This is a genomic window from Clavibacter sp. CT19 (genome assembly GCF_027858075.1).
GTDB lineage: Bacteria > Actinomycetota > Actinomycetes > Actinomycetales > Microbacteriaceae > Clavibacter > Clavibacter tessellarius_A.
Genome location: NZ_JAQHYR010000009.1, coordinates 1 through 17,707, shown reverse-complemented (window position 1 = coordinate 17,707; position 17,707 = coordinate 1). Strand labels below are relative to the sequence as shown.

Genomic DNA, 17,707 nt, shown 5'->3' with positions numbered 1-17,707 from the left:
TCCCCGGTGCCCTGGGGACGCGGATCAGACCGCTTCGCCGTCCCCCGGACGACGGCGGGCGAGGAATTTCTCGAGCTCCGCGGCGATCTCGTCCGCGGAGGGCAGCGCGCCGTCCTCGTCCGTCAGCGGGGACTTGAGCGGCGTGTCCTCCATGTAGCTGTCGTACCGCTCCTCCAGCGTCGTCACGAGCCGCGCCAGCTCCTGGTTGCCGGCGACCTGCTCGTCGATGCGGCCGACGAAGTCCCGGCCCTCCTCGCGCAGGCGGTCCGTCGGGAAGATGAGCCCCGTGGCGGCGCTGATGCTCTCGAGAGCGGCGACCGCGGCGAGCGGGAACTCGGTGTCGGCGAGGTAGTGCGGCACGAGCAGCACGAACCCGGCGACGGGGTGCCCCGCGTCGTGCAGCCGGTGCTCCACGAGGTGGAGGGCGTTCGCCGGCACCTGCGTGTGCGGCTTCCAGACGGAGAGCGCGTCGATGAGCTCCGTGCGGTTCCCGCTCACGGTGACGTTGATGTCGCGCGTGTGCGGCACGGGCATGGGGATGCTGTGCACCCACGTCGTGGTGGAGACGCGGTAGCGGTCGACGATCCCCAGGACGGCGGCCGTGAACGCCTCCCAGCGGAAGTCGGGCTCGAAGCCCGTCAGCAGGAGGAAGGGCTGGCCGATCTCGTCGTGGGCGAGGTAGAGGGCGAGCCGGGCCGGACGGTAGTCGGCGAGGTGGTCCTGGTCGAAGTAGATGGTGGGGCGGCGGGCGCGGTAGTCGAGCAGCGTGTCGGTGTCGAAGCGGAGGACGTCGCGGTGGCTGAGCGTGTCGAGGAGGTAGGCGCTGACCTGGGAGACGCCGGACCCGGCGTCGGAGAACCCCGTGAGGCCGGCGACCAGGGGCAGGCCGGTCGGGACCTCGCCGATGTCGGTGTCGATCTCGTACAGTCCGTCCGCGTCAGCCATGCGTCAACTCTAGGCCGCGCTCCAGACGGCCTCCCGCGGTCACGGCATGCCGCGGTGGCGCCCACAGCGAACACGCGCAGTGCCCGAGCGGGTGGCCGCGGACGGCGCGCAGGCCTCCGTCGATAGGCTCGTGGCCCATGACCACTCCCCTGCTCTCCGTGTCCTCCGACCGCGCCGTCGCGACCACGGCCGACGTCCTCGTCGTCGCCGTCTCCTCCGAGAGGGAGGGCGTCCGCGTGCATGCCCCGGAGGGCCTCGAGCTCGACGTCGCCGGGCTCGTCGCGGTCGGCGTCACCGGCGGTCGGGACGAGGTCACGCGCATCGCCGGCACCGGCACGGCCGCCCGTGCCGTCGCGCTCGTCGGGGTCGGCTCGGCGCCGCTCGACGCGGTGGCCCTGCGGTACGCCGCCGGGACCGCCACGCGTCAGCTGCGCGGGATCGAGAGCGTCGTCCTGGCGCTGCCGGTGTCCTCCCTCGGGGAGCTCACCGCCGTCCTGGAGGGCGCCGCGCTCGGCGTCTACTCCTTCGACTCCTACCGCCACGACTCCCTCGCGGGCCAGAAGGCGCGCGCCTCCGTCATCACGGTCGCCGCCTCGGGCGACTCCTGGACCGCGGACGACGCGGACGAGGCCGTCGCCCGGGCGGTCGCGGTCGCTAGCGCGGTCGCCGGCACGAAGGACCTGGTCAACACCCCGCCGCTCGACCTCTACCCCGCCACCTTCGTCGACGCCGTGCACGCGCGCACGGCGGACCTGCCCGTCGAGGTCCGCGTCTGGGACGAGGAGGCCCTCGCGTCGGACGGCTTCGGCGGCATCCTCGGGGTCGGCCAGGGCTCCACCCGGCCACCGCGCCTCGTCAAGGTCGCCTACTCCCCCGCCGGCGCCACCCGCCACCTGGCGCTCGTGGGCAAGGGCATCACCTACGACACCGGCGGCATCTCGCTGAAGCCCGCCGTCCCCATGATCGGCATGAAGTACGACATGACCGGAGCGGCCACGATCCTCGAGGTCGTGGTCGCGGCGGCCCGCCTGGAGCTGCCCGTGCGGCTCACGGCATGGCTCTGCATCGCGGAGAACATGCCCTCGGGATCCGCCATCCGTCCCGACGACGTCCTGCGCATGCGCGGCGGCACGACCGTCGAGGTGCTCAACACGGACGCCGAGGGCCGCCTCGTCATGGCGGACGGGCTCGTCGCGGCGAGCGAGGAGCATCCCGACGCGGTCATCGACATCGCGACCCTCACCGGAGCCCAGGTCGTCGCGCTCGGCGAGCGCTACTCGGCGGTGATGGGCGACGACGATCTGGTCGCCCGTCTCCTCGGCGTCGCCCGGGAGCAGGGCGAGCCCATGTGGGGGATGCCGCTGCCGGAGGAGATGCGCGCGCTGCTCAACTCGGACGTGGCGGACATCGCGAACGTCAAGCCGGGGAACCCCGCGGGCGGCATGCTCGTCGCCGGGGTCTTCCTGCAGGAGTTCGTCGGACGCACCAGCGACGCCGAGGACGCACCCCGCATCCCGTGGGCGCACATCGACATCGCCGGTCCGTCGCACAACAAGGGCGGCGGCCACGGCTTCACGGGCAAGGGCCCGACGGGCGTCGGGGTCCGCACGCTCCTCGCTCTGGCCGCCGGTTTTACCCGCGCGTAGTAGGCTCGGAGAGGCCTCCTGAGGGGGTCCCGCGCCTGCCCGGTCGGGCGGTCGCATGAGACGACCTTGATGCATACGAGGGAGATCCTGGGTGTCGGAACAGAACTTTGACGTGGTGGTGCTCGGCGGCGGGAGCGGTGGCTACGCAGCCGCCCTCCGCGCGGTTCAGCTGGGCAAGACCGTGGGCCTCGTGGAGAAGGGCAAGCTGGGCGGCACCTGCCTCCACCGCGGCTGCATCCCCACGAAGGCCCTCCTGCACTCGGCCGAGGTGGCCGACGTGTCGCGGGAGTCGGAGAAGTACGGCGTCAACGTCACGTTCGACGGGGTCGACATCGCGCGCGTCACGGCGTACCGCGAGGCCATCGTCGCCAGCAAGTACAAGGGCCTCCAGGGCCTCATCAAGGCCCGCGGCATCACCGTCATCGAGGGCGAGGGCCGCCTCACGTCCGGCACGACCGTGCAGGTCGGCGACCAGACCATCACCGGGAAGAGCATCGTCCTCGCGACGGGCTCGTACTCGCGCACGCTCCCCGGCCTCGAGATCGGCGGCCGCGTCATCACGAGCGAGCAGGCCCTCGAGCTCGACTACATCCCGAAGAAGGTCGCCATCCTCGGCGGCGGTGTCATCGGCGTGGAGTTCGCGTCGGTCTGGCGCTCCTTCGGCGTCGACGTGCAGATCATCGAGGCCCTCCCCCACCTCGTCCCGAACGAGGAGGAGTCGATCAGCAAGCAGTTCGAGCGCGCCTTCCGCAAGCGCGGCATCGCGTTCTCGCTCGGCGTGCGGTTCAAGTCGGTCACGCAGGACGACCAGGGCGTGCAGGTCACGCTTGAGGACGGCACCGCGTTCGACGCCGACATCCTGCTCGTCGCGGTCGGCCGGGGACCCGCCACCCAGGGCCTCGGCTTCGAGGACGCGGGCGTGAAGACCGACCGCGGGTTCGTCCTGACGGACGAGCGCCTGCAGACCAGCGTCCCCGGCGTCTACGCCGTCGGCGACATCGTCCCCGGCCTCCAGCTCGCGCACCGCGGCTTCCAGCAGGGCATCTTCGTCGCGGAGGAGATCGCGGGCAACAAGCCCGTCGTCGTCGACGACATCAACATCCCCAAGGTCACCTACTCCGACCCCGAGGTCGCGAGCGTCGGCTACAGCGAGGCGAAGGCCGTCGAGAAGTTCGGCGCCGACAAGGTCTCCAGCTACGAGTACAACCTCGGCGGCAACGGCAAGAGCTCGATCATCGGCACGGCCGGCTCCGTGAAGGTCGTGCGGGTGCAGGACGGCCCGGTCGTCGGCATCCACATGATCGGCGCGCGCGTCGGCGAGCTCATCGGCGAGGGCCAGCTCATCGTGAACTGGGAGGCCTACCCCGAGGACGTCGCCAACCTGGTGCACGCCCACCCCACTCAGAACGAGGCGCTCGGAGAGGCCCATCTGGCCCTCGCCGGCACCCCGCTGCACGCCCTCTAGCACCCGCCATCACCGACACACAAGCCGGGTCCGGAGTCGGGCCTGAAGGAGACAACCCATGAGCGAATCCGTCAACCTCCCCGCACTCGGCGAGAGCGTCACCGAGGGCACGGTGACCCGCTGGCTCAAGAACGTCGGCGACCACGTCGAGGTGGACGAGCCCCTCCTCGAGGTCTCGACCGACAAGGTCGACACGGAGATCCCCTCCCCCGTCGCGGGCGTGATCGAGGAGATCCTCGTCCAGGAGGACGAGACCGTCGAGGTCGGTGCCGTCCTCGTGCGCATCGGCGACGGCTCGGGTGGCGGCGACGCCCCCGCCGAGGAGCCCGCGGCCGCGGCCGAGCCCGAGCAGCAGGACGAGCCGGCCGAGGAGGCCGTCGACGACCAGGTGACCCCGTCCACCGAGGCGGATGACGACTCCGAGGCGCCCGCGCCCGTCGAGCCCGAGCCCGCCCCTGCGGCCCCGCAGCCGGCCGCGGCCGAGGAGACCCCGGCCCCCGCGCCGGCGGCTCCCGTCGCTGCCGCTCCCGCGCCGGCCGTGGCTCCCGCGCCCGCCGCGGCTCCGGCTCCGGCCCCCGCCGCGTCCGGCAACGCGGGCTACGTCACCCCGCTGGTGCGCAAGCTCGCCAACGAGCGCGGCGTCGACATCGCGTCGGTCACGGGTACCGGGGTCGGTGGCCGCATCCGCAAGGAGGACGTCCTCGCCGCGGCGGAGGCCGCCGCCTCCGCCGTCCGCTCCACGGCTCCGTCGGCGCCCGCCGCCCCGGCCGCGGCTCCCCTCGAGACGTCGCCGCTGCGCGGCACGACGGCCAAGATGTCGCGCATGCGCAAGCTCATCGCCGACCGCGCGGTGGTCTCCATGCAGTCGACGGCGCAGCTCACCTCCGTGGTCGAGGTGGACGTCACGAAGGTGGCCCGCTTCCGCGACCGTGTGAAGGGCGAGTTCCTCGAGAAGACCGGCGTCAAGCTCTCCTTCCTGCCGTTCTTCGCACTGGCCGCAGCGGAGGCACTGCGCGCCTACCCGGTCGTCAACGCGACCGTCGACGGCGACAGCATCGTCTACCCGGATCACGAGAACATCAGCATCGCGGTCGACACCGAGCGCGGCCTGCTGACCCCCGTGGTCAAGGACGCCGAGGGCAAGAACCTCGCCCAGTTCGCGTCGGAGATCGCCGACCTCGCTGCCCGCACCCGCGACAACAAGCTGTCGCCGGACGAGCTGGCAGGCGGCACGTTCACGCTCACCAACACGGGTTCGCGTGGCGCGCTGTTCGACACCCCGGTGGTCTTCCTGCCGCAGTCCGCAATCCTCGGCACCGGCATCGTCACCAAGCGCCCCGTCGTCATCACGGCCGACGGACAGGACACGATCGCCATCCGCTCCACGGTGTACCTGGCGCTCTCGTACGACCACCGCATCGTCGACGGCGCGGACGCCTCCCGCTTCCTCGTCGCGGTGAAGAACCGCCTCGAGGCGGGCGCCTTCGACGCCGACCTCGGCATCTAGCGCACGCACCTGACGGTCGGCCTCACCGGTCGTCCATCAGGTCGCGGATCCGCCATCCGGCCTCCCCCCTGACCATCAGGAGGGAGGCCGGTCGGCGTTCCGGGGCATCCGCGTCCCCGTGCATCGTGATGAGCGCCGTGTCGCCGAGGCGCTGGGCCGTGTCCAACCGGTCGGACGCGTGCAGCTCGGAGCCCTCCGGCCCTCCCGACCGTGCCCGGGAACGGTCGGCGTCCTCGATCGCGGAGTCCGGCTGATCCACCTCGTGGAGGCATCCGTCCGAGGCGGCGCGCAGGCACGCCGCGCGAAGCCGGAGCAGCGCCGGCGCGGCGACGTCGGGATCCGGGGAGGCCGCCGCATCCGCGTCGGGATGATCCGGCACCACGTCCGTCGGTACCTGCTCCGGCATCCCGTCGGCGGTCCCCGGTCCCGTCGAGGGCGTCGGGCGCCCGACGGCCGTCTGCGGGGCGTCGTGCGCCGCGGCGCCCAGCATCGGCACGACGACAGCGCCGGATGCCGCGACGAGGAGCGCCACGGCGCCGCCCACCCACGCACGCGGACGCACCGCGGCCGTCTCCCGTAGGACGGCGGCGCCGGCGATGCGCAGGCGGGCGGCGCACCGGCGCCCGAGCGTCTCCCGGGGCGCCCGATGGCGGCGAGGCGCGACGCGCGGGAGGACTCCCCTCGACGCCTCGACCCGCCTCTCGCGCCGCCGGGGGACACGCGGCCCGTCGGGGAGCGGCCCGATCGCCGCGGCGCCGGGTACGCCGCCGACGGGCCACCGGTCGTCGTCCGCCGGGTGGAGCGCGATGTCCGCCAGAGGTGCCGCATCCACGGTCTCCAGCAGCCGATCGGCGAGGTCGTGCGCGGTGGCGTCCGATTCGCCGTGGACCGCGTCGTCGAGCCGGGTGAGCCAGTCGTCCCAGCAGGAGTCAGCGGATCGCGGCCCCCCGTCATGGGGCATCCGGAGCGCAGCCGCCATGCGCGCCACCCGGGCCAGGTCGTCCGCCATCGGGTCCGTGCCGTGGCCGGGTCCGGAGGCCGCTCCCTCCTCGTCCGATCCGCCCGGCAGGTGCGCGGATCCGAGCCCGCCGAGCACCGGGCGCCCCGTCCCGTCCAGGAGGACGTGCGTCAGGTCGAGCGCCCCGTGCGCGATGCCGACCTGGTGGAGGTCGCCGAGACCCCGCAGGACGGACGCCAGCAGGGTCGCCACCTCCCCGGGCGTCAGGCCGCCCCTCCTGCCCACGAGCGCCGCCGCGGTGCCGCGGGCGCACAGGGTCTGGACGAGGCACGTGCCGCCGTCCGCGAGCGACGCGACGTCGAGCAGGCGCACGACGTGCTCGGAGTCGACCGCCTGGAGCGCCAGTATCTCGGTGTGGCCACGACTCCGCTGCGTGGCGGGGACGATCTTCACCGCGACGTTGCCCGAGGGGTCCTCGCCGTCGCCCAGGCGCGCCGTGGGTCGACCGAGGAACACCTGCGCGCGCTCGCCCCGGCCGACGAGCCGGACCAACCGGTAGCCGGCGATGTCCGATGCGCCGTCGACGGGTCCCGTGCCCGCACGGCGCCGAGCGGCGGCGGGCGTCCGCCCCGGTGGCGAGGGACGTCGCTCCCCGTCCCGCGCGCGCGTCTCCCGCGATCCCCGCCTTCCCTCACGTGCTCCCTGCACGACCACCGTCCTCCCCGGCTGCCGCTCCCCTGTCGAGGAGGGGCGGCCCCTCGGAGGGGGAGCATGCGCGACGCGTCGTGTCGAGGCGGCTCCGCCGCTGCTGTCGGGGATGGCGTCGCCTTCGCGAGGCTGGGAGGGAGCCAACGTGGCGCGGTGCCGGGACGTGCCCGGGCACCGGGTATCCTGGGCACCATGGCCCGCAAGACAGCCTCTCCGAAGGCGCCCAAGGAACCCGGCCGCATCAAGCAGATGTGGCAGGTCTTCCAGATGACCCGGCGGTACGACAAGAGCTCGGTCTGGTGGATGCTCCTGGCGCTGCTCGGGCCCGTCGTCGTCGGCATCCTGCTCGCCGTCTTCGCGACGGGCGGCAGCTGGCTCACCGCGATCCTCTTCGTGATCGCCGGCGTCTTCGCCGGCATCCTCGCCTTCCTCATCGTCCTCGGGCGCAAGGCCGAGCGCGCCGCGTACCTGCAGATCAAGGGCCAGCCCGGCGCCGTCGGCGTGGTGCTCCGCAGCTCGCTCAAGCGCGGCTGGGTCGGGAGCGAGATGCCGGTCGCCGTCAACGGCAAGTCCCAGGACGCGGTCTACCGTGCCGTCGGGCGTCCCGGGGTCGCGCTGATCGGCGAGGGTCCCAAGAGCCGCACGACGCGCATGCTCGAGGACGAGCGCCGCAAGATCGCGCGCGTCCTCCCCAACGTGCCCGTGCACTTCGTCTTCGTGGGACCCGACGCCGACTCCGTCGAGCTGCACAAGCTCGCCGGCCGGCTGCAGCGCTTCCCACGCACCATCACGAAGGCGGAGGTGCTGGCCGTCAACAACCGGCTCACCTCCCTCGGGCAGAACAGCATGCCGATCCCGAAGGGCGTGGACCCCTTCAAGGTGCGCCCGTCGCGCGCCCGCTGATCCCCCTCTCGTCGCCCGTTTGCGCGGGCATTCGCCCCGGCGCAGACTGAGCCCATGGATCCGGTCTCCGCTGCGGCCCTGCTCGGGGTCGCCGTCGACGCCGACCGGCCCACCATAAGCCGGGCCTACGCGCGCCGTGCCCGGGAGACGCATCCGGATCGGCTGCCGGGCGCGACGCCGCAGCAGCTCCGCACGGCACACGAGCGCTTCGTACAGCTCACCCTCGCGCGCGACGCGCTGCTGCTGCGTCGCGATCCCACGTCGACGCATCCCGGTGCGGTTCCCCGTCCGGGTCCCGCGTCGGCCCCCCGCGACGCGACGCCGCCGGTGACCGCGACACCGGAGCGCCGCCATCCCTACGGACGATCCCGACGCGAGCTCGCACGCAGGGGCCTCGGGCCGTCGATCGCCGCGGTGTGCGGGCTCGCCGGCATCCTGGTGGTCCTGGTGACGTTCCAGGACTCGACGCGGGCGCAGTTCACGACGATCGGCGCCGACCTGACACGGGACGCGGTCGTCGTGCCGGTCCTCGATCCTGCCTCCCGCGCGAGCGAGTGCGTCGACACCACGTCGTGCACGCTCCTGGACATGACGGCCCCCGAGGACTGCAGCGCGGCCCTGGCGCGCTTCGAGGTGACCACGGGGCGCACGGACGACGGCCGCGAGACCGAGAGCCGCGAGCTGGGCGCCGTCCGTGCCGGGTCGCCCGCCCGCGTGGTGCTCGGCGGGGTCGACCCGGAGCTCGTCTACCTCGGGTGCGAGCCCGGCTGACGCCGAGCCGCACCGTCCCCGAGGGGGCGTGCCGCGGTCACGACGTGCGGACGAGGACCGTGCCGGAGAAGACGTCGTGGAGGCCGCGCTGGTCGGCGTTCCAGACCACCGCCGGCACCACCAGGCACAGGAGGACGGTGCGGAGCGCGGGGCGCCAGAGCGACACGTAGCCGCCCGTGAGCGGCCGCACGCGCATGCCGAGGACGACGTGGCCGACGCTGCCGCCCAGCGTGACGACGAGGACGTACTGCATCACGGCGAAGATCGCGAGCGTCGCCGTGGCGTCGTAGGAGAAGAAGGCCCACGACACGACGACCGCGAGGGCCCAGTCGATGCACACGCCGACGATCCGCCGTCCGGCGCGGGCCACGGAGCCCCGCCCCCGCTCCGGGAGGCCGAGGCGCTCCCCCGGCCACCTGTTCCGTCCGGGATCGCCGAGTTCGGGGCTGTACGGGGTGGCGGGCACGCATCGATCCTAGGCGCGCGGGCGGTGGATCCCCTGATCTCCGGGGCATGCGGACAGTCGGCGACGCGCCCGGGACGGCCTGCGTAACATCGCGGAAACACGGCGGTTATGGCGAGGTAACCCCTTCCCCCTAGGGTCGGAGAGGCTGAAACCGTCAGTCTCATCCGCTCCGGCCCCCTTTTGGAGACACCACATGTTCAGAGACTCATCCGAGGTGCTCGCGTTCATCAAGGACACCGACGTCAAGTTCCTCGATATCCGGTTCACCGACCTCCCCGGGGTGCAGCAGCACTTCAACATCCCCGCGTCCACCGTCGACGAGGAGTTCTTCTCCGTCGGCCAGCTGTTCGACGGCTCGTCCATCCGCGGCTTCGCGAGCATCCACGAGTCGGACATGCAGCTCATCCCCGACGTGACGACCGCCTACGTCGACCCGTTCCGCATCGAGCGCACGCTCATCATGGTGTTCGACATCTACAACCCCCGCAACGGCGAGATCTACGCCCGCGACCCGCGCCAGGTGGCCAAGAAGGCCGAGAAGTTCCTCGCCGCGTCCGGCATCGCCGACACCGCGTTCTTCGCCCCCGAGGCCGAGTTCTACATCTTCGACGACGTCCGCTACGAGGTGAACCAGCACACGAGCTTCTACTCGGTGGACTCCGAGGAGGGCGCGTGGAACTCGGGACGCGAGGAGGAGGGCGGCAACCTCGGCAACAAGACGCCGTACAAGGGCGGCTACTTCCCCGTCAGCCCGGTCGACAAGCAGGCCGACCTCCGCGACGACATCAGCCTCAAGCTGATCGACGCAGGACTCATCCTCGAGCGCGCGCACCACGAGGTGGGCACGGGCGGCCAGGCCGAGATCAACTACCGCTTCGACACCATGGTGCACGCAGCGGACGACATCCTGAAGTTCAAGTACATCGTCAAGAACACGGCCGAGCAGTGGGGCAAGACGGCCACGTTCATGCCGAAGCCGCTCTTCGGCGACAACGGCTCGGGCATGCACACGCACCAGTCGCTCTGGAACGACGGCAAGCCGCTGTTCTACGACGAGGCCGGCTACGGCGGCCTGTCGGACGTCGCGCGCTGGTACATCGGCGGCATCCTCAAGCACGCGCCCGCCATCCTCGCGTTCACGAACCCGACGGTGAACTCCTACCACCGCCTCGTGCCCGGCTTCGAGGCACCCGTCAACCTCGTGTACTCGGCGGGCAACCGCTCGGCGTCCATCCGCATCCCGATCACGGGCACCAACCCGAAGGCGAAGCGCATCGAGTTCCGCGCGCCCGACGCGTCGAGCAACCCCTACCTCGCGTTCGCGGCGCAGCTCATGGCCGGCATCGACGGCATCAAGAACCGCATCGAGCCGCACGAGCCCGTCGACAAGGACCTCTACGAGCTCCCGCCCGAGGAGGCGAAGAACATCCCGCAGGTGCCGGCGTCGCTCGGCGCCGCGCTGGACGCGCTGGAGGCCGACCACGACTTCCTCACGGCCGGCAACGTGTTCACGCCCGACCTCATCGAGACGTGGATCGAGTACAAGCGCGAGAAGGAGATCAAGCCCCTCGCGCAGCGCCCGCACCCGTTCGAGTTCGAGCTGTACTACGGCGTCTGATCCCCTCGCCGCCCCGCATCGGGGCGCCTGACGCACGGGCCGTCCTTCTCCGGGAGGGCGGCCCGTCGTCGTGTCCGCGGGAAGCCGATGGGGCGGCTCTCGGATGGGCGAGATGACGCGGGGTCAGGCCCCGAGCGGATCCATGCGGTCGTCGAGCCCGTAGAAGAGCCGCTCGAACACCGCGCGCGACCGGCGCGTCACGCCCAGGTACTCCTCCTCCAGGACCGACGCGGATCCGGGCGGGTACTCCAGCAGGCGCGCGATGGCGTCGAGCGCCGCGCGGTCCGCGGGGAGGACGTCGGCCGTGCGGTTCGTCCAGAGGGTCATGGCCGAGCGCACGCGGGACGCCAGGAGCCAGGCCTCGCGCAGCCGCTCGGCGTCATCCGGCGCGACGAGCCCGGCGTCGACCGCCGCGTCGAGGGCGCCGAGCGTGGTCGGCGTGCGCAACGCCGGATGCGCGTGCGCGTGCTGCAGCTGCAGGAGCTGCACGAGCCACTCGACGTCGCTGAGGGAGCCGCGTCCGAGCTTCAGGTGCCGCGTCGGATCCGCGCCCTGAGGGAGCCGCTCGTTCTCCACGCGCGCCTTGATGCGCTTGATCTCCCGGACGTCGGCCTCGCCGATGGCCGCCGGGTACCGGATCCGGTCCGCCAGCTCCGTGAAGTCCGCGATGAGCCCGCTGTCGCCGACGACGCCACGCGCGCGCAGGAGCGCCTGCGCCTCCCACGTGAGCGACCAGCGCTCGTAGTAGGCCCGGTAGGACGCGAACGAGCGGACGACGGGGCCGTTGCGGCCCTCGGGTCGGAGGCCCGTGTCGAGGTCGAGCGGCAGGCGCGAGTCGTCGGTGAGGCGCGTGAGTTCGGACACGATGAGCTGCGCGCGGCGCTGGGCGAGGTCGGGGTCCATGCCGGCGATCGGGCGGTACACGTGCATCACGTCGGCGTCGGAGCCGAAGCCGAGCTCCGCCCCGCCGTAGCGGCCCATGGCGACCACGGCGTACTCGGGCCACGGCCCGTCCTCGCGGCGGATGGCGCGCATCACCCCGCGCAGGGTGGCCGTGGTGATGTCCGCGAGCGACGGCCCGAGGGTCTCGACGTGCGTGACGCCGACGATGGCGCCGATCGCGAGACGCAGGACCTCGCGGCGCCGCAGGGTCCGGAGCGCCGCGGCCGCCGCGTCGGCCGTGGGGTGGCGGTTCACCGTGGCCACCGCCTCCTCGTCGAGCGATGCCCGGGAGCGGGGCCGCAGATCCTCATCGCGGGCGAGCCACGCGGCCGCCTCGGGAACGCGGTCGAGCAGCTCGGACACGTAGCGGGATCCGGACAGCACCTGCGTCAGCCGCTGCGCCGCGCCCGCGGAGTCGCGCAGCATCCGCAGGAACCACGTCGCCTCGCCCAGCGCCTCGCTGAGCCGGCGGAACGCGAGCAGGCCGTGATCGGGATCCGGTCCATCCGCGAACCACTGCAGGAGCACGGGCAGCAGGTGACGCTGGATGGCGGAGCTCCGGGACACGCCCTGCGAGAGCGCGCGGATGTGCGCGAGGGCACCGCGCGCGTCGACGAAGCCGATGGCCGAGAGGCGCGCCGCGGCCTGGTCGCTCGTGAGGGCGAGCGTCTCCTCGGGGAGGGAGGCGACGGCGGCGAGCAGCGGGCGGTAGAACAGGCGCTCGTGCAGCGTGCGGACCCGGGTCTTGGTGGCGGTCCACCGCGCGACGAGCTCCTCTGCTCGCCCGTCGAGGCCCGTGCTGCGCGCGAGAGCGCGCAACCGCTCCTCGTCGACGGGCATGAGGTGCGTGCGGTGCAGGCGCTCGAGCTGGAGGCGGTGCTCGAGCAGGCGCAGGTAGCGGTAGTCGCGGGCGAAGTCGCCGGCCTCCACGCGCCCGATGTAGCCCGCGTCGGCGAGGGCCACGAGCGCGGGCAGCGTGCCGCGCTGCCGCACCTGCTCGTCCGTCTGGCCGTGGACCAGCTGGAGGAGCTGCACCGTGAACTCGATGTCGCGGATGCCGCCGGGCCCGAGCTTGATCTGCTGGTGCAGCTGCTCGGCGGGGATGTTGTCCGTCACGCGCGTGCGCATCCGCTGGACCTGACCGACGAAGCCCTCGCGGGACGCGCTCGACCAGACGAGGGGAGCCACCGCATCGGCGTACCGCTCCCCCAGCTCGGCGTCGCCGGCCAGCGGCCGGGCCTTGAGGAGCGCCTGGAACTCCCAGTCCTTGGCCCACCGGTCGTAGTACGCCAGGTGCGAGTCGAGTGTGCGGACGAGGGCGCCGGCCTTGCCCTCGGGCCGGAGGTTCGCGTCCACCTCCCAGAGCGCGGGCTCCACCTCGTGCTCGTCGATCCCGCGCATGGTGAGCACGGCCAGCCGCGTCGCGAGCTCGACCGCGCGATGGGGCTCGATCGCGGGCTCGCCGTCGGCGTCCGTCGCGGCCTCGGCCACGAAGATGACGTCGACGTCGCTGACGTAGTTCAGCTCACGGGCCCCCGCCTTGCCCATGCCGATGACGGCGAGGCGGGTCGCCGCGATCTCGTCGGGACGGGCGCGGCCGAAGGTGCCGGGCGCCGACAGCTCGGCGCGGGCGACCGCGAGCGAGGCCTCGAGCGCGGCGCCCGCGAGGTCGGCCAACGCGGCCGTGACCGGTCGGACGGCCACGAGCGGGTCCGGGTGTACGAGGTCCCACGCGGCCACGCGGGCCACGAGGGCGCGGTACCGGATGCGGAGCGCCGCGCGCGCCTCGGCCCCGGTGATCGCGGCGACGCCGTCCACCGCGCCCACGGAGGCGAGCAGCACCTCCCGCACGTCGCCCGGCGCGGGCGAGTGCGCGAGCGGGAGGGCGAAGGCGTCGAGTTCGGCCGGATGCCGCGCCAGGAAGTCGGCGAGTCCGGCGGAGGATCCGAGCACCCGGGCCAGCCGGTGCCGCGCGTCGGCGTCGTCGAGCACGGCGCGCGTCCGCTCCGGGTCGAGCCGCAGCAGCCGGACGAGCGCATCGAGCGCGGCGTCGGGATCCGCGCTGGGCGTCAGCGCCTCGACCAGCTCGGCCTCGGCCCACCCGGAGAGCTCGGCCGCCTCGCCGAGGGTCTCCCCCACCTCGCTCAGCCGGGCGAACCCGGCGCGCGCGAGCGCGCCGGTCAGGGTCTGTCCGCGTCTCATCGGGTGCTCCGGCCTCGTCGTCGGATGTCGGTGCGGGTGCGTCGGGCGCGGATCCGCGTCAGAGCATCTCGAGGTTCGAGCGCAGCTCGTACGGCGTCACCTGTGCGCGGTAGTCACGCCACTCCTGCCGCTTGTTGAGCAGCACGTAGTTGAACACCTGCTCCCCCAGCGTCTCGGCGACGAGCTCGGAGCGCTCCATGAGCTGGATCGCGTGGTCGAGGCTCGACGGCAGCGGCGCGTAGCCGAGGGCGCGCCGCTCGGCGTCGCTCAGGCTCCACACGTTGTCCTCGGCCTCGGCCGGCAGCTCGTAGCCCTCCTCGATGCCCTTGAGGCCGGCGGCCAGCATGAGCGAGAAGGAGAGGTACGGGTTCGCCGCGGAGTCGATGGCGCGGTACTCGACGCGGGAGCTGTTGCCCTTGTTGGGCTTGTACAGCGGCACGCGCACGAGGGCCGAGCGGTTGTTGTGGCCCCACGTGACGAAGCTCGGGGCCTCGCCGCCGCCCCAGAGCCGCTTGTAGGAGTTCACGAACTGGTTCGTCACGGCGGTGATCTCGGGGGCGTGCTTGAGCAGCCCGGCGATGAACTGGCGGCCGATCGTGGAGAGCTGGTACTCGGCGCCGGACGCGTAGAACGCGTTGACGTCGCCCTCGAAGAGCGACATGTGCGTGTGCATGCCGCTCCCGGGCTGGTGCGCGAGGGGCTTGGGCATGAACGTCGCGTAGACGCCCTGCTCGATCGCCACCTCCTTGATGACCGTGCGGAACGTCATGATGTTGTCCGCCGTGGTGAGCGCGTCGGCGTAGCGCAGGTCGATCTCGTTCTGGCCCGGGCCCGCCTCGTGGTGGCTGAACTCCACCGAGATGCCGAGGTCCTCGAGCATGCGGACCGAACGGCGGCGGAAGTCGTGTGCCGTGCCGCCGGGGACGTTGTCGAAGTAGCCCGCCGCGTCGACCGGCTCGGGGCCGTCGACGCCGAACTCGCTCGACTTGAGGAGGTAGAACTCGATCTCGGGGTGCGTGTAGAAGGTGAAGCCGCGGTCGGCCGCCTTCTCCAGCGTGCGCTTGAGGACGTTGCGGGGATCCGCGATGGCCGGCTGCCCGTCGGGCGTGGAGATGTCGCAGAACATGCGCGCGGTGGGGTCGATCTCGCCGCGCCACGGGAGGATCTGGAACGTCGTCGGATCCGGGTGGGCCAGCATGTCGGCCTCGTAGGAGCGGGTGAGCCCCTCGATGGCGGAGCCGTCGAACCCGAGGCCCTCGGCGAACGCACCCTCCACCTCGGCCGGGGCGATCGCCACCGACTTCAGGGTGCCGGTCACGTCGGTGAACCACAGGCGCACGAACTTGATCCCGCGCTCCTCGATCGTCCGCAGGACGAAGTCACGCTGCTTGTCCATCCACCACCCTCTCGTCGGTGTCCAACCTACCGGCTGACCAGGGGCGGCGCGGAGCGCGACGGGGCCCGCCCGTAGACTCGGCCGCATGCAGAGCCCCGACGCTGCCGTCACCCCGCCCGAGCCCGCCCGCCTCCCGTCGGAGCCCGCCGCGCCGCCGAAGCGCGTGCGGATCCGCCACTTCGCCCGGGCCAAGGAGCAGGGACTCAAGATCACCGGGCTCACGAGCTACGACATGCTCACGGCGGGCGTGTTCGACGAGGCCGGGATCGACTTCCTGCTCGTCGGCGACTCGGCCGGCAACACCGTGCTCGGCTACGACACGACCGTCCCGGTGACGGTGGACGAGCTCCTCCCGCTGGCGCGCGCCGTCGCCGCGTCCGCGCAGCGCGCCCTCGTGGTGGCCGACCTGCCGTTCGGCTCCTACGAGTCGGGGCCGGACCAGGCGCTGGCCACGTCGGTGCGCTTCATGAAGGAGGCGCGCGCTCATGCCGTGAAGCTCGAGGGCGGCGTGCGGAGCGCGGAGCAGATCCGGCGGGTGGTCTCCGCCGGCATCCCCGTGATGGGCCACATCGGCTTCACGCCGCAGAGCGAGCACGGCCTGGGCGGGCACATCATCCAGGGGCGCGGGGACGCGGCCGAGTCCCTCCTCGCCGACGCGCGCGCCGTCGAGGACGCCGGCGCGTTCGCCGTCGTGCTGGAGATGGTGCCGCAGGAGATCGCGCGACGCGTCACGGCCGAGCTCCGGATCCCCACCATCGGCATCGGCGCGGGCCCGGGCACCGACGGGCAGATCCTCGTCTGGACGGACTTCGCGGGCCTCACGTCGGGTCGCGTGCCCCGGTTCGTGCGCCGCTACGCGGACATGCGCCAGGTGCTGCTCGACGCGGCCACGCGCTACCGGGACGACGTCGTCGCCGGCGCCTTCCCGTCGGAGGCCGAGAGCTACTCCGACTGAGGCCGGCCGTCAGTCGGCGTCGCGCTCCTCGGCGGCCCACTGCTCCGAACGCTCGCGCAGGCGCTGCGGCGCGGCGGCGGCCTCCTCGGCCGTGGCGAACGGGCCGATGCGGTGGACGCCAGGGGACAGCATCCCCTTCTCCACCTCGCCCGTGCGGTCGTCGTACCAGTACTGCTCGTCGCTGTCGCTCATGCTGCCGATGCTAGGCCCGCCGGGCCCGGTCGGGCGGGCGGGACGCGGTCGGACGAGCCGGTAGGGTCGCTTGCATGAGCGAGGACGCGACGACCGCAATCGGCATCGACATCGGCGGCACGGGGATCAAGGGCGCCATCGTGGATGTCGCGACCGGCGAGCTGAAGAGCGAGCGCGTGAAGCTCCCGACGCCGCAGGGCGGCGAGCCCGAGGACATCGTGGCCACCGTCACGCAGATCATCGAGGCGCTCGGCGAGGTGCCCGCGGGCACGCCGCTCGGCGTGTGCTTCCCGGCCGCGATCGTCCACGGCACGACCATGTCGGCCGCCAACGTCTCCCCCAGCTGGATCGGCCTCGAGGCCGAGAAGCTGTTCGAGGAGCGCCTGGGCCTCGAGATCACCTTCGTGAACGACGCCGATGCGGCCGGCTACGCCGAGGCTCGCTACGGCGCGGCCAAGGACGTGCGCGGCCTCGTGATCATGACGACGCTCGGCACCGGCATCGGCACGGCCCTCATCCACGACGGCGTCCTGATCCCCAACGCGGAGCTCGGCCACATGGACGTGGCCGGCCGGCGCGACTTCGAGCGTCGCGCGTCCTACGCCGCCAAGGAGCGCGCGCACCTCAACTGGAAGCGCTGGGCCGCGCGCCTGCAGGTCTACTACGGCCAGCTCGAGAAGCTGATGTGGCCCGAGCTGTTCATCGTCGGCGGCGGCGTCTCCAAGAACCACAAGCACTTCCTGCCGCTGCTGCGCCTCCGCACGCCCATCGTGCCGGCGGAGCTGCGCAACAACGCCGGGATCATGGGCGCGGCCGCCCTCGCCGCGCACGCGGTCGGCGCGAGCACGCACGCCCCCGCCGCCGAGCTCGTCGACAAGACGAAGCCCGAGGACTGACGCGGACCGCAGCCCCGCACGACGGAAGCGGCCGGACCCCCGAGGGGATCCGGCCGCTTCCGCGTCTGGCGCGGGGTGCGGATGGGCCGGCTGATACGCCGGGGTCTGTCCCGGTGCACAAGGCACCATGGACGGCC

The 17,707-nt window shown here is 72.7% G+C and carries 14 protein-coding genes; 8 read left to right on the top strand and 6 right to left on the bottom strand.

The features are described from left to right. Positions 1-24: 24 nt before the first annotated feature. Entirely contained in the window at positions 25-945 is a 921-nt protein-coding gene (locus PED38_RS11730) for a proteasome assembly chaperone family protein (protein ID WP_063071873.1), read from the bottom strand. Between the two features lie 137 nt (positions 946-1,082). Here PED38_RS11730 and PED38_RS11725 point away from each other — a divergent pair, with 137 nt between their 5' ends. The 3 genes from PED38_RS11725 (at position 1,083) to sucB (ending at position 5,563) form a co-directional block, all read left to right on the top strand. Then, entirely contained in the window at positions 1,083-2,591 is a 1,509-nt protein-coding gene (locus tag PED38_RS11725; protein ID WP_270981414.1) for a leucyl aminopeptidase, read from the top strand. Between the two features lie 91 nt (positions 2,592-2,682). Continuing rightward, complete coding sequence (gene lpdA / locus PED38_RS11720; protein WP_063071875.1) at positions 2,683-4,056, top strand: dihydrolipoyl dehydrogenase; 1,374 nt, start codon at positions 2,683-2,685, stop codon at positions 4,054-4,056. Between the two features lie 58 nt (positions 4,057-4,114). Continuing rightward, positions 4,115-5,563, top strand: coding sequence for a 2-oxoglutarate dehydrogenase, E2 component, dihydrolipoamide succinyltransferase (gene sucB, locus PED38_RS11715; protein ID WP_063071876.1), 1,449 nt, complete (start codon positions 4,115-4,117; stop codon positions 5,561-5,563). Between the two features lie 22 nt (positions 5,564-5,585). Here the strand turns inward: sucB and PED38_RS11710 are convergent, their stop codons facing one another. Continuing rightward, on the bottom strand, positions 5,586-7,073 hold the full coding sequence (locus tag PED38_RS11710) for a protein kinase domain-containing protein (RefSeq protein WP_254654532.1): 1,488 nt from the start codon (positions 7,071-7,073) through the stop codon (positions 5,586-5,588). Between the two features lie 348 nt (positions 7,074-7,421). On the opposite strand from PED38_RS11710, the gene PED38_RS11705 reads away from it, so the two are divergent. Together PED38_RS11705 and PED38_RS11700 are read left to right on the top strand one after the other, a co-directional pair. Then, positions 7,422-8,132 carry a DUF4191 domain-containing protein gene (locus tag PED38_RS11705; protein ID WP_063071877.1) on the top strand — a complete coding sequence of 237 codons (711 nt, stop codon included), beginning with the start codon at positions 7,422-7,424 and terminating at the stop codon, positions 8,130-8,132. A 54-nt stretch (positions 8,133-8,186) separates the two neighbouring features. Then, positions 8,187-8,903 (top strand): J domain-containing protein, encoded by a 717-nt coding sequence (locus PED38_RS11700; protein WP_270981412.1) that lies wholly within the window; start codon positions 8,187-8,189, stop codon positions 8,901-8,903. A gap of 37 nt (positions 8,904-8,940) precedes the next feature. Here PED38_RS11700 and PED38_RS11695 read toward each other — a convergent pair whose 3' ends face one another. Then, complete coding sequence (locus tag PED38_RS11695; RefSeq protein ID WP_063071879.1) at positions 8,941-9,369, bottom strand: RDD family protein; 429 nt, start codon at positions 9,367-9,369, stop codon at positions 8,941-8,943. Between the two features lie 193 nt (positions 9,370-9,562). Here PED38_RS11695 and glnA (PED38_RS11690) point away from each other — a divergent pair, with 193 nt between their 5' ends. Then, positions 9,563-10,987 carry a type I glutamate--ammonia ligase gene (gene glnA / locus PED38_RS11690; protein WP_063071880.1) on the top strand — a complete coding sequence of 475 codons (1,425 nt, stop codon included), beginning with the start codon at positions 9,563-9,565 and terminating at the stop codon, positions 10,985-10,987. A 123-nt stretch (positions 10,988-11,110) separates the two neighbouring features. On the opposite strand, the gene PED38_RS11685 is transcribed toward glnA (PED38_RS11690), so the two are convergent. Both PED38_RS11685 and glnA (PED38_RS11680) read right to left on the bottom strand, forming a co-directional pair. Continuing rightward, the gene (locus tag PED38_RS11685) at positions 11,111-14,131 is read right to left on the bottom strand and encodes a bifunctional [glutamine synthetase] adenylyltransferase/[glutamine synthetase]-adenylyl-L-tyrosine phosphorylase (RefSeq protein WP_270981408.1); all 3,021 of its coding nucleotides are present in this window, start codon (positions 14,129-14,131) and stop codon (positions 11,111-11,113) included. A 58-nt stretch (positions 14,132-14,189) separates the two neighbouring features. Further along, positions 14,190-15,527 carry a type I glutamate--ammonia ligase gene (glnA, locus tag PED38_RS11680; RefSeq protein ID WP_063071882.1) on the bottom strand — a complete coding sequence of 446 codons (1,338 nt, stop codon included), beginning with the start codon at positions 15,525-15,527 and terminating at the stop codon, positions 14,190-14,192. A gap of 85 nt (positions 15,528-15,612) precedes the next feature. On the opposite strand from glnA (PED38_RS11680), the gene panB reads away from it, so the two are divergent. Further along, positions 15,613-16,482, top strand: coding sequence for a 3-methyl-2-oxobutanoate hydroxymethyltransferase (panB, locus tag PED38_RS11675; protein WP_270981405.1), 870 nt, complete (start codon positions 15,613-15,615; stop codon positions 16,480-16,482). Between the two features lie 9 nt (positions 16,483-16,491). Here the strand turns inward: panB and PED38_RS11670 are convergent, their stop codons facing one another. Beyond that, positions 16,492-16,674 carry a hypothetical protein gene (locus PED38_RS11670; protein ID WP_063071884.1) on the bottom strand — a complete coding sequence of 61 codons (183 nt, stop codon included), beginning with the start codon at positions 16,672-16,674 and terminating at the stop codon, positions 16,492-16,494. A gap of 74 nt (positions 16,675-16,748) precedes the next feature. On the opposite strand from PED38_RS11670, the gene ppgK reads away from it, so the two are divergent. Further along, positions 16,749-17,570, top strand: coding sequence for a polyphosphate--glucose phosphotransferase (gene ppgK, locus PED38_RS11665; RefSeq protein WP_063071885.1), 822 nt, complete (start codon positions 16,749-16,751; stop codon positions 17,568-17,570). Positions 17,571-17,707 lie beyond the last annotated feature (137 nt).